The following is a 12,176-nucleotide window of genomic DNA, read 5'->3' as shown; positions in this document are numbered from 1 at the left end:
GCGACGGGCTGGGCCGCCGGGGCTGCCGGGGCCGCCTGTGTCGCGAGCATGTCAGCAGTCGGCGCTGCCGGAGCCTTGTCGCGCGGCTCCGGCAGATTCAGTATTCGCCACACGACTGTCTTGAACGTGCTCAACCCTGGCGACCCTTCCCCCGTACAACGCCTGAGTGCGAGGACAGTACGTTGGCCGATTACTGATCGTCAAATGACTTCATTTGACAACTAGTAGCGGAAAAGTTACCAACTCTGCCCGCGCCAACAGGCGTAAAGTTCCGACAATATAGGCTGTGTCGGAAACGCCCGCCCCCTCTTCAGGGCGGCCCCGCCGACAGGGTCGCGTCGGCGGCAGGACCGGATCCGGCCGTTTGTAGCCGTTCTGTTGCGCAGGCCCTACGACATCGACCGCCCGCGCCCGCGCGACTGCGTGGGGACGGGGTCGGCGATGGTGGGCCGGACCTCGGAGCGGGGGGCCGGTTCGGCCCTCGCGCCCAATCTGTCGCGCAGGTTGGGGCCGCCGGTATCCAGTGATTCGCCCAGGCCATTGCCGAGGGCGTTCGCCTGTTGCTGTTGCTGTTCCCTGGCGGCGGCATGCGTGGCCTGGAGGTCCGCCTCCATGCGCCGGACGTGCTCGATGACTTCGGGGTCCAGATTCGGATTGAGCGTCGCGCGAATCTTGCGCTGGTTCAGCTCTTCGACGCCCGGGGGGATGCGGACATTCTCGTACCGCTCGTTCTGAAGGAGATCCGACGCCTCCTGGTAGGCCTCGGAACGCTTCGGTTCTTTTTTGGTGTTGAAATCCTCGAACTTCCCCGAGCGGGCCAGCTCATAGAGCTCGTGGTTGTCCGACTTCGCCTTGAAACTCTCGGGAGTGTGGAACTGGAGCTCGAACCTCTCCTTGGTCTCCGGGTGTTCCCAGGCCGTGTTCACCCCCTTGTACACCGGGTCTTCCCAGGTGTTGTACTCGTACACGGTCTCGTAGCCGCGCTCCTGGAGCTCCGCGTACGTCTGCTTCGTGCCCTGGACGTAGTCGTCCGCCTCGAATGTCAGCGTGTAGCGGTTGAGGTCGTCGACGTCCTCGCAGACGTCCTGGGCGTCCTCGCCTCGCTTCACGGCGACGGCGGCCTTCCGCCGGAAGGAGTCCAGGCCCTTGAGGGAGTTCTCCAGCCCCTCCAGCCTTCCGCCCTGCGCGGCCGACTGCTGCTCGATCCCCCGCATGATGTCGTCGAGGCCGCCACGCGCCCCCTTGGCGGCCTCCCACCGGGCGGTGACCAGGCGGTTCTGGTCGGCCGTCAGTTTCAGGTGGTCCTCGGCCTTTTCCGCCGAGCCCTGCCACGCGCCGACGTCTGAGCTGCTCACAGCTGGGTGGCCCCCATCACCCCGCGCAGCTCCTGAAGGAGTCGCTCGGCCTCGTCAACCGTGATCTCCTCCAGGTGCGGGGGGTTCGACTGCCGGGCGTCGAAGTATTCGAAGATCGCGCTGTCGGGCTCCCACACATCGCCCTGCATGAACGTTTCGTCGTAAATGCGCTCAGGGCTCCTCCGGCGCCGGACGACCGTGGTGGGGCCCTTGCCGGCACGCCACCTGCGCTCGGACGAGTAGTACGCCCAGTAGGTCACCCAGCCCTGCCGGTCCGCCTCCAGCCCGGCGGCGCGCTCGGCGGTCACCGGGTGCAGGGCCTCGGCCCCCGGCACGTGCTCGATGGTGCCCTCGACCTTGTGCCAGCCCCAGTCGAGCAGCGACAGGAATTCCCACTCGCCCCCCGACCGCCGCCACAGGCTGGAGGGCCGTTCCGGCGTGTACGGCGGCGTCGCCTTGACGAAGTACTCGTAATTGCTCTGATCACCCATCAGTGACCTTCCTTTCCCGATGTCATGCCGTACCGCCCGCTCTGCACCAGCTCCGCCGCCTGCTCGTGCGCCTTCGAGAACTCCGGGCCGGACGCGGCACGCGCGTCCCGGACCCGCCCCGAGCGGTAGAGATCGTAAAGGAGCTGGTTCTCGGACTGGGCCGAATAACTCTCCGCCGTATGGAAGCGGATCTCGAATCGTGGCTCTCCGCCCGGACGCTGCCAGGCCGCCCGGAATCCCTTGTAGAGGGGGTCCTCCCAGGTGTTCCGTTCCGAGCCGGGGACGAGCTCGAAGCCCTGTTCGTACAGGAGGGCGTATGTCTGCTGGACGCCCGTCGTGTAGTGATCGGTTGCGAGGACGAGGGTGTAGCGGTTGAGGTCGGTGACCTTGCGCGCGAACGCCGCCACATCGGCGCGGAGGCGTTTGCGGGCGGCGGTCTGCCGGCGGAAGGCGAGGAGGGACTTCAGGCGGTACCGCTTTCCCTCCAGGCGGGCGCCGTACGGTTCGGCCAGGCGGGTCGCGAGGGTTTCCAGGACCGTGTCGAGCTCGGTGTGGGCCGCGCGGGCCCGTTCCCAGCGGGCCGTGACGAGGCCGTTCTCCTCGGCCGTCAGGGACAGGGGACGGGCGTCGTCGGGGCGGGATTCCCGCCAGGCGCCGACCGTCTTCTCCGGCGTGCTCACAGTCCGGTGTCCCCGTTCGCCAGCCGCGCCGCTTCCGTCGCGTCGATCTCCACCAGGTGCGGGGGATCGGAGGGCCGGGCGCTGAGGAAGTCGTGGACGGCGTCGGTGGGCTCCCAGGCGCCGTCCGGGCCGTACGCCTCGTCGAGGACGCGCTCCGGGCTGCGCCGGCGCCGGACCACCGTGGTCGGCTCCGCGCCGGCCCGCCAGTCGGACTCGTCGGTGTAGTGGGCCCAGTAGGTGACCCAGGGCCGGCGGTCCGCCGCCAGTTCCAGCGCGCGTTCGGCCGTCAGCTCGTGGAGGATCTCCCGCTTCACCGGTGGCTTCTCCACCGCGTGCCACTCCCAGTCGAGGAGCGACAGGTACTCCCAGTCGTCCCCCGCGCACCGCCACAGGCCGTCCGGGCGGTCGGGCGAGAAGCCCGGCGGGACCTCCGCGAAGAACGCGTACGGCGCGTTCTCCAGGCGCAGGCGCTCCGCCTCCGCCCCGGCGACACGGGCGCGGAGGGCGTCCGCGTCCGTGGGGCGGCCGGGGCGGTCCGGGGAGTGGTCGGTCTCGCACTCGCTGAACATGTAGTTCTGCCGGATGCGCTCGACCGTCGGCCACAGCCACATCTGGTGCCAGTACGCCAGCTCCGAGCCGCTCCGCACCGGGTCCGCGTCGGCCTCGACGGCCGCGCACCAGGCCGCGCGGAGGGCGGCGAGCTCCTCGACGACACCGCCGTGCGCCGGCCAGCAGGGCCAGACGCGCAGGTGGAGCTGGGGTGCGTAGTGGCGGCCGAGCCAGTCGATCCAGTCGGCCAGGTCCTGCCAGTCCCGCTCCGTGGCGCGCAGCGACCACGGGAGGTGGCCGCCGGTGGACGCGCCGGGAGCGGCCGCCGCCTCCAGCGCGTTCAGGCGGTCGAGGATCTCGCCCAGGATCTCCTCGACCTCGCCCTGTTCGCGCTTGACGCCCAGCGCGAACTTCTTGATGTGCTCCTCCAGCTCCGCCCGGTAGGCGGCGAAGTCCGAGCGCTTCAGTGCCTCGTCTGCCATGGCGCGCCCCCTACAGGTGCTCGATCGGCGACTGGCCGACGCGTGCCGCGCGGGTGGCCTGTTCGCCGGCGCGCAGCGCCTGGCCGTCGCGGCTCCGGTCCCACGGCTCCAGCTCGACGATGACGCCGGGGGCGCCGCGGAAGAGGAGGAGGGCCTGGCCGTGGGGGAGCTGGCGGATCTCCTCGGGGCGCAGGATGCGGCGTTCGCGCTTGACCTCGGAGGTGGTGTAGCCGAAGAGGCGCTGGGTGTCGCGGGAGGTGGAGAGCTCGGCCATCTCGGTCTCGCCGATGAGCTCGGAGAAGCGGCGCAGGGCCTCGATGTCCTTGAGGCCGCCCATCACCATCGTCGCGGCGGCGTTGTCGAGGAGCGTGGCGGCTTCCTTGTCGCCCCAGCGCTGGCCCGCCTGGGCGAGGGACTGGAGGGCGTAGACGAGGTGGATGCCGTAGCCGCGGGCGTCGGAGGCGAGCGCGGGGAGCTTCGGCAGCGGGGCGACGTTGGCGACCTCGTCCAGCACCAGGCGGAGGAAGGGGTCGAGGCGGCCGGACGGCGTCCGGGGCGCGCGGCGCTTGGCCGCGTCGACGACCTCGCCGAGCAGCATGGTGGTGAGCGGCGAGACGTTCGTGGAGGCGTTGGAGTCGCTGATGAGGACGAGCGTGTCGCGGGAGGCGACGAAGCGGTCCGCGTCGAAGACCGGCACGCCCTCCTGGGGGGACACACAGCGCAGGACCTTGCGGAGCGCGAGGGGTTCGAGCTGTGCGGCGAGGGTCTGCCGGGTGGAGGCGACGGTCTCGTCGGCGCCCGTGGAGACGGAGCGCAGCAGGACGTCCCAGCCGGGCTCGGCGCCGGGGTGGTCGGTGAGGATGGCGCGGGGTTCGCTCGCCTTCTCCAGGTTGGTGGCCCAGCGCAGGACGTGCTCGATGGTGCGGCCTTCGAGCGCGGCCGCGTGCAGCAGGCGGGTGAGGGCGGACGAGGCGGTCTGCTGGAAGAAGCCGGCGTTGGTGGACGAGCCGTCGTCGGCGCCCATGCCGACGGAGAAGGACAGGGCGCGCGAGGTGGCGGTCTCGCCGTCCTGGCAGCCGGCGACCGGGTCCCACACCATGCGCTCGGGCCAGCCGACCGTGTCGAGCGGGTCGAAGACCCACACCTTGCCCTGGCGGGAGCGCGGCTGGGCGATGACGTCGAGGACGTCGGCGCGCGTCGAGGTGACGACGAGCGGGCCGGGCGCGTCGAGGCAGGCGGGGATGACGACATTGCGGGACTTGCCGCCGCCGGAGGGGGCGATGACCGCGATGGAGTCCTCCGGCGTGGCGACGAGCGGCTGTCCGCTGCCGAGCTGACGGCCCATCCGCCAGCCGAACTCGCGCAGTTCGGCGCGGGCGACGGCCTTGGCGTCGTGGCGGCCGTCCTTGCCGGAGAAGGTGGTGGCGCGGGTCTGCGAGGCGGCGGCCCGGGCGCGGGCCTCGCCGAGGTCGCGCCGGGCCTCGACGGCGGAGGCCAGGCCCTCGCCGCCGGCGCCGTGGACGCGGCGGGCGCGGGCGCGCACGGCCGTCGTGATCAGGGCGATGGGCAGGGCGATGAAGGCCAGCCAGACGCAGACGGTGACGGTGGGCGAGGCCGCCCGGATGCCGTCCTCGGCCAGTCCGTCCAATGGCCGGTGGAGGGCGAGGGCCTTGACGGTGGCGGCGACGTCCGACACCGCCATGCCGTCGGCGGTCGCCACCAGGGCCAGATGCCAGCTGGCGAAGAGCCCTGCCACGACGGCGACGCCCTTCACCAGGGCTATCTCGCCCTGGGGCCCGGTGCCCTTTTCTCTCTTCCGTCCCGTTTCCCGTGCGTTCGCCACGCGCGACCCCCGTCCTCGCCTGCGTTCCTGTAGGAGACCAGACGGTAACACCCCCGAATACAGCGAAATTCGCTGGTCAGGAGTGTGGGAACGGAGGGTCCGCGCTGTCCCGGCGGCCGCCCGGCGGCCACGGCCGCCCGGTGTTCACATCCGCACCGGCGTCCACGACGGCCACGGCTCCGTGCGTACCGAGCGGTCGTGGTCGCCGCTGAGCTCGCGCAGGGAGCGGGCCTCCGGCGCGCCGATGCGGGCGAGCACCACGTGCGCCTCCGACCAGTGGAGCCGGGCGGTGTCGGGGTCGGGGAGGCGGGCGGTGGCGTGGCCGAGTTCGGCGAGGGCGAGGCCCGCGCCGTACTGGTCGCCGTCGGCCGTGAAGGCCTCCACGGCGCGCGCGGCGGTGTCGGCGGCCTCGGCGGCGCGGCCGGCGGTGCGCAGGACGTGGGTGAGGCTCATCAGGGTGCGGCCGGTGCGGCGGCGCTCCTCGGGGCGCAGCAGGGCGAGGGCGGCGCGGAAGTGGCCGGCGGCCCCGTCGAGGTCGCCGCGTTCCTCGGCGAGGGTGCCGAGGGTGCTCAGGGCGAGGGCCTCCAGGCCGCTGTCGTTCAGGGTGCGGCACAGGGCGCGGGCCGTGGCGGCGGCGTTCCCGGCGTCGGTGGCGCGGCCCGCGCCGGCCAGGGACCGGGCGAGGCCCAGGAGTTCGGGTACGACGGCGGCGGTGGAGCCCAGGGTGTCGTGGAGGGTGGCGGCGGCCCGGAAGGCGTGGGCGGCGTCCTCGTGCCGGCCGGCCCGGGCGAAGCAGGCGCCGAGGGCGCTGTGGGTGTGGGCGCGTACGACGGGCGGCAGCGCGTGGCGGACGCACAGGTCACGGGCGGCGATCAGTTCGGCGAGGGCGGGGGTGGTGGCGGTGCCCATCTCCAGGAGCAGCCGGCCGAGGGCGAGCCGGACGCGTGCCTCGGCGGCCGGGTCGCCGGCGGCGAGGGCGGTGCCGAGCAGGGCGAGCGCGGCCCGGCCGAGCCGGCGGGTGGCGTGGCCGCAGTCGTGCCGGAGGGTGCTGTCGAGCAGCAGCTCGGCCGCGAGGGCGAGATCCGGGGCGCCGGCCGCCCGGCCGGCGGCGGGCCCGCCCTCGGCGTACCGCTGGAGCACGGCGGCGACGTCGCAGGGGTCGGCGGCGGGGTCGCCGTGGTAGCGGCGGACCACCCGGCCCAGGGCCGCCCTGATGTGCTCCGGTTCGCCTTCCGGGCCGCACAGTCCCTGGGCGAAGGCGGACAGCAGGCCGTGGTAGCCGTAGCGCTCGGGGGCGGGGGTCTCCAGCAGGGAGCAGTCCACCAGTGATTCGGCGACGTCCTCGGCCTCGTGGCGGGGCAGTTCGAGGACGGCGGCGACGGCGTCCAGCGGGAGGTGCGGGAGCCGGAGCGCGGCCAGCAGGCGGAAGGCGCGGGCCTGGGCGGCGTCCAGCCGCTCGTAGCTGAAGCGGAAGGTGGTCTCCACGTCGAGGGTGCCGGAGCGCAGGACGTCCAGGCGGCGCCGGTCGTGCTCGTCCTCCAGCTGGTCGACGACCCAGCCGATGCCCCAGGCGGGCCGGCAGGCCAGCCGGGAGGCGAGGAGGCGGATCGCGAGCGGGAGGTGGCCGCAGGCCGCCACGCCGCGGCGCGCGTCCTCCGGCTCGGCGGCGACCCGTTCCGCGCCGACGATGCGGGTGAAGAGTTCCAGGGACTCCTCGGGCGTGAGCACGCCGAGGGCGACGAAGCGCATGCCGGGGAGCGGGTCGAGCCGGGTGCGGCTGGTGACGAGGACGGCGCAGCCGTCGCCGGGCAGCAGCGGGCGTATCTGCTCGGTGTCGCGGGCGTTGTCGAGCACGATCAGCACCCGGCGGCCCGCGACCGCGGAACGGAAGAGGGCCGTGCGCTCGGCGAGCCCGGCGGGCACCGCCTGGGCGGGGACGCCCAGGGCGCGCAGGAAGCCCTCCAGGGTCTCCTCGGGCGGGGTGGGCCGTCCGTCGTCGTCGTGGAGGACGGCGTGGAGCTGGCCGTCGGGGAACCGGTCGGCCAGCCGGTGCGCGGTGCGCACGGCGAGCTCCGTCTTGCCGACGCCGCCGAGGCCGGATATCGCCACCACGGGCATGCCGTCGGGCCGCAGCAACGCCTCGGCCACCGTGGCCGTCTCGGTCTCGCGGCCGGTGAAGTCGGATGCGGTGAAGGGCAGTTGCCGGGGCGCCGGGGACCAGAGGGCGGGCGCCGTCTCCACGCGTCCCGGCCGCCGGTCGTAGAAGGGCCGGTCGCCGAAGGGCTCGACCGCGAAGGACCGGCCGGCGTGGGGCCGGTCGGCCGGGGCCGGGGCGGCGGGCGTGCCCGGCGCGGGCGCGGCGGGCACCAGCCCGGGGTCGGCGGCGAGCACCCGCCGGTGGAGCTCGCGCAGGGCCGGCCCGGGATCGACCCCGACCTCCTCCGCCAGCACCCGGCGCGCCTCGTCGTACGCCTTGAGCGCGTCGGCCTGCCGGCCGGACCGGCACAGGGCGGTCATCCGCAGCTCGGCGAAGCGCTCGCGCAGCGGGTAGGCGGCGGTGAGCCCGGCGAGTTCCTCGACGACCTCGCGGTGCCGGCCCTGTTCGAGGTCGATCTCCAGCCGGGTCTCCAGCAGTTCGACCTTGCGCTCGTCCCACCGGGTGCGCTGGCGCTCGGCGTACGGGCCGGGCAGGACGAGCAGCACGTCGCCGCGCCACAGGCCCAGGGCCTGCCCCAGGGCGCGCAGGGCGCCCTCCGCGTCGCCCTCGGCGCGCCGGGCGGCGGCCTCGGCGGCGAGCGCCTCGCACCGGGCCGCGTCCACGCGGTCGGCGGGGACGCGCAGCCGGTAGCCGCCGGACTCGGAGGTCAGGACGTCCGCGCCGAGCAGCCGGCGCAGCCGGTAGGCGTAGGTGCGCACCGTGCCGAGGGCGGCGTGCGGCGGCTCCTCGCCCCACAGGGCGTCGATGAGCCGGTCCGCGGAGACCGTCCGGCCCTCGCTCAGCAGCAGCATGGCGAGCATGGCCCGCTGCTGCGGCGGTCCGAGCGGCAGTTCGGCCCCGCTCCGCCAGGCCCGCAGCGGGCCCAGAACGGAGAACCACAGCCCCTCGGGCGCTTCCGGGGCGCTCGTTCCGATTGCCATGAATTCAGCCATACCTGTCGTGATTTCCAGTAAGTGAAGGGTATTGTGCACCCCGGCCGTATCGATCATTTCCTTTCAGTTTCCTCTGACTTCTTTCGGCTTCTTTGGAACACGGCCGTGCGGGGTGGGAATCAGTGCGGGGAAAGACCCTGGCCGGGCGGTACACGCTGTCCGAACGGCTCGCCAGCGGATCCATGGGGACGGTGTGGACGGGCCTGGACGCCGTCCTGGAGCGGGAGGTCGCCGTCAAGCTCCTCCGCCCACCGGTGGAGGACGACGCCACGTTCGCCGAGCGGTTCCGCTCCGAGGCGACGGCCATGGCCAAGCTCAACCATCCCGGCATCGTCTCGGTGTACGACTACGGGCACGAGCCCCCGGCCGCCGGGGACACCGGCGAACCCACCGCGTTCCTGGTGATGGAGCTGGTGGCCGGCGAGTCGCTGGACGCGCTGCTCCGCCGCGAGGGCGCGCTGCCCCCGGAGCGCGCGCTGGACCTCGCCGTACAGGTCGTGGAGGCCCTGCGCGCCGCGCACGAGGCCGGCATCGTCCACCGCGACGTCAAACCGTCGAACCTGCTGCTGCGGGACGGCCGGATCCTGGTCGCGGACTTCGGCATCGCGCTGCCGGACTTCTCGCCCCGCCTCACCGCCTCCGGGACGCGGCTGGGCACCGCCCCGTACCAGGCGCCCGAACAGGCCGCCCGGGGCCGGGTCACGCCCGCGGCCGACCTCTACTCGGTCGGCGTGGTCCTCCACGAGATGCTGGCCGGACAGGTGCCGTTCGACGGCGGGACCGCCTTCGAGATCACCCTCAAGCACCTCACGGAGCCCCCGCCGGAACTGCCGGACGACATCCCGGTCCCGGTGCGGGAAGTCGTGCGACGGGCGCTGTCCAAGGCCCCCGAGGAGCGGTGGGAGAGCGCCGCCGCCATGGCCGCCGAACTGGCCTCCGTGCGTGACGCGGTGAGTGTGTACGCCTCGTACGCCTCCTCGGTCACGGCCTCCACCCCGGTCACGGCCTCCGCCTCGGTCGTGTCCCCCGCCAGCGCCCCCAAGAGCCTCACCGGCATGCGGCGGGCCCGGGTGGGGGCGCTCGTCGCGGTGTGCATCGTGGCGGCGGGCGCCACCGCCGTGGCCGTCCCCCTGACCCTGCGGGACGGCGGCGAGCGGCACGCGCGGGCGACCGCCGAGGACGCCGGGAACGCCCGTCCGGGCGCCTCCCCCGCCGCGCCGCGGGCGCTCGCCGCGCCCGCCGCCGCGCCCGCCGCCTCCCCGAGCGCGAGTTCCGGCCATCCCGGGACCGGCCCGACCTCCACCGGAAGCATGCCCTCCGCCCTGTCCGGCGCGTCCGGCGGCGCGACACCCGACATGTCACGCCCCTCCTCGCCGGGCGGCTACACCCTCCTCCCCGGCCCGGCGGTTCCCGGGCAGTCCCATCGGAAGGGGACGGGCGACGGCACGGGCGGGGATTCCCGGTCCGGTGCCGGCCGGCCCGCGCCGGGCACCTCCAAGGACCCGGACCCGGCCAATCCCGACCCGGCCAAGCCGACCCCCTCGAAGCCCGATCCCTCGAAACCGGCCCCGCCCGTGCCGCCCGCCCTGCCGGCGAAGGTGCAGTGGCGCAACGGCTTCACGGCCCTCGACAACGACAACAGCCGGGACATCGACGGCAATCGCGTCGGCACCTGGGACATCAACGCGAGCGAGGCCCAGCAGTGGCGGCCGACCAAGTACGGGGACGGCAGCTACACCTTCACCAACCTCGCCACCAAGGGGAAAGTGCTGGACATGCGCCACGAGGACCGCATGGCCCAGATCTGGGGAACGCCCCAGGGCGCCGCGGCGAACCAGCGGTGGCGCGTCGTCCCCGAGGGCACCGGCTACCGTCTGATCAACATGGAGAACGAGGAGTGCCTGACCACCAACGGCCTGCACTCCCTGGCCTACATCAGCCAGTGCAACGGCGGCGCCGGTCAGCTGTGGACGGCCGTGGACGCCGACAGCTACCCGACGGAGAACTCGCGTCCGTGAGCGGAACGACTATGTCCGCCGACTAGGTCCCGCCCTGGCCCTCGTCCCGGTCCTCGTCCTCGTTCCGGTCCTCGTCCTCGTTCCGGTCCTCGTCCTCGTTCCGGTCCTCGTCCTCGTACGGCGCCTCCTCCAGCAGCCGTTCGCCGATGTCGTCGGACCAGGCCCGCGCCCAGGCGCGCAGCTCCGCGACCCGGTCCTCCGCCAGCCCGTACGCGGCGAACTCGTGGTCGTCGATCCAGTCGGCGCCGTCCAGCCGGGCCCGCAGATCGGCCAGGTCGAAGGCCTCGTCCCAGGCGTGCCGCCTGCCGAACTCCTCCAGCTCGGCGGCCGGCCAGCGGGCGGAGGCGGCGTGGACGTCGATGAAGTCGCGGGCGAAGCCACGGGCGGCCAGGGCGCGGACCTTGGTGCCGACGACGTCCTCGGCCGCCAGGCTGGGGCCGAGCTCGGTGGGGACGAGCGGGCGCCAGACCGTCTCCTTGAGGAGCTGCACGCGGCGTTTGTCCCCGGTCTCCGGGTCCGTCACCGTGAAGCGGGCCGACAGCGGATCCGTCTCCGTGTGCTCCACCCGCCAGCCGCGCTCCTCCAGCGCGGTGCGCAGCGCCGCGACGATGCCGGGCATGGGCTCCTGGCTGTCGGTGGCGAGCGTCGCGTGGCCCACGCGTCGCTCGATCAGGCCGAGCGCCCACAGGGCGAGGCCGCCGGTCAGGACGAGCGGATACGCCGCCCCCGCCGTGACGAGGTCGGCGATCAGCCGCCGGTGGGCCCCGGCGATCGGCTCACGGCCATCCGCTTCCATGGCGGTGATTATCGCGCAGGGAATGATCATCACGTGCTGCCGCGGGACACGGCCGCGCCGTGCCCCGCGAGCGGCGGCGTCAGCGCTGCGGCCAGCCGTCCAGGTGCCGGTGGACCTTCACGGACGGACGGGCCGGGTGGGCGGCGGACAGCGAGGTGGGCCGGGACAGCAGGGTCCTGACCTCCTCCGCCAGGCCGTCCGCCTGGCGCTTGAGCTCGGCGGCGGGCAGCCGGGAGGCGCCCAGCGCGTCCAGCCGGTGATGGACGTCGGCGAGCTTCCGCTGGGCGTCGCCGGTGAGCCGGGCGGGCGTGGCGGTCGAGACGACGAACTGGTAGGCGCCCGCGAGGGTCTGGCAGCCGTCGCAGTGCTCGTTGACGGCGTGGCCGTTGTTGACCGCGGTGAGCCGGACGTTCTCCCCCGAAAGGGTGATGACCTGGAAGGACAGGGCCACCGAGCGGCAGGCGTCGTCGGCGGTGCACCCCACCGACCTGGCGTCCGCGCGATTGCCGACGCGGGCGGCGGCGACCGAGCCGAACTCGTGGACGGTGAAGCTGTCGCGGTAGTCGGTGTGGTGCCGGTGGTTCGCCGTCGTCCGGACACCGTCCTGGCTGACGGCGACGGCCTCGGCGGCCTGAGCGGGACCGGTGGCGGCCGCGGCGAGCCCGGCGGCCAGCAGACCGATCCGCAGAAAGTGACGCGAGAGGTAGGCGTTCATGGAGTGCTCCTTGCGACGGTAGGGCGGGTGGATCAGTGGGTCGCGGCCGGCGTCGCCGTCGGCGAGGGCGCCGGGGTCGCCGGGGCCGCGGTGGTGG

At 73.7% G+C, this 12,176-nt stretch carries 9 protein-coding genes; 1 reads left to right on the top strand and 8 read right to left on the bottom strand.

Annotation, left to right across the window (positions count from 1 at the left end; genetic code table 11):
- Nucleotides 1-389 precede the first annotated feature (389 nt).
- From K6I33_RS22545 to K6I33_RS22520, 6 genes are all read right to left on the bottom strand, one after another.
- Nucleotides 390-1,355 (bottom strand): hypothetical protein, encoded by a 966-nt coding sequence (locus K6I33_RS22545; RefSeq protein WP_229356010.1) that lies wholly within the window; start codon nucleotides 1,353-1,355, stop codon nucleotides 390-392.
- Nucleotides 1,352-1,846 (bottom strand): hypothetical protein, encoded by a 495-nt coding sequence (locus K6I33_RS22540; protein WP_229356008.1) that lies wholly within the window; start codon nucleotides 1,844-1,846, stop codon nucleotides 1,352-1,354. The genes K6I33_RS22545 and K6I33_RS22540 overlap by 4 nt, the downstream gene beginning before the upstream one ends.
- Nucleotides 1,846-2,526 (bottom strand): hypothetical protein, encoded by a 681-nt coding sequence (locus tag K6I33_RS22535; protein ID WP_229356006.1) that lies wholly within the window; start codon nucleotides 2,524-2,526, stop codon nucleotides 1,846-1,848. The genes K6I33_RS22540 and K6I33_RS22535 overlap by 1 nt, the downstream gene beginning before the upstream one ends.
- Nucleotides 2,523-3,557, bottom strand: a complete 1,035-nt coding sequence (locus K6I33_RS22530) for a hypothetical protein (RefSeq protein WP_229356003.1) — start codon at nucleotides 3,555-3,557, stop codon at nucleotides 2,523-2,525. The genes K6I33_RS22535 and K6I33_RS22530 overlap by 4 nt, the downstream gene beginning before the upstream one ends.
- Nucleotides 3,558-3,567: 10 nt before the next feature.
- Nucleotides 3,568-5,400, bottom strand: a complete 1,833-nt coding sequence (locus tag K6I33_RS22525; protein WP_229356001.1) for a type IV secretory system conjugative DNA transfer family protein — start codon at nucleotides 5,398-5,400, stop codon at nucleotides 3,568-3,570.
- Between the two features lie 144 nt (nucleotides 5,401-5,544).
- Nucleotides 5,545-8,538, bottom strand: a complete 2,994-nt coding sequence (locus K6I33_RS22520) for a BTAD domain-containing putative transcriptional regulator (protein ID WP_229355992.1) — start codon at nucleotides 8,536-8,538, stop codon at nucleotides 5,545-5,547.
- Nucleotides 8,539-8,672: 134 nt separating this feature from the next.
- Here K6I33_RS22520 and K6I33_RS22515 point away from each other — a divergent pair, with 134 nt between their 5' ends.
- Nucleotides 8,673-10,568, top strand: a complete 1,896-nt coding sequence (locus tag K6I33_RS22515; protein ID WP_229355990.1) for a serine/threonine protein kinase — start codon at nucleotides 8,673-8,675, stop codon at nucleotides 10,566-10,568.
- A 22-nt stretch (nucleotides 10,569-10,590) separates the two neighbouring features.
- Here the strand turns inward: K6I33_RS22515 and K6I33_RS22510 are convergent, their stop codons facing one another.
- A complete protein-coding gene (locus K6I33_RS22510) occupies nucleotides 10,591-11,364 on the bottom strand; it encodes a hypothetical protein (protein WP_229355982.1) in 774 nt (257 codons plus the stop codon).
- 79 nt (nucleotides 11,365-11,443) lie between these two features.
- The coding region (locus K6I33_RS22505) for a hypothetical protein (protein WP_308297270.1) at nucleotides 11,444-12,176 on the bottom strand (733 nt) is incomplete at its 5' end.

The sequence above is a fragment of the Streptomyces sp. UNOB3_S3 genome (assembly GCF_020740895.1).
Taxonomy (GTDB): domain Bacteria; phylum Actinomycetota; class Actinomycetes; order Streptomycetales; family Streptomycetaceae; genus Streptomyces.
Note: the sequence above shows the minus strand (reverse complement) of the source record. Positions and strands in the feature narration are given on the sequence as shown.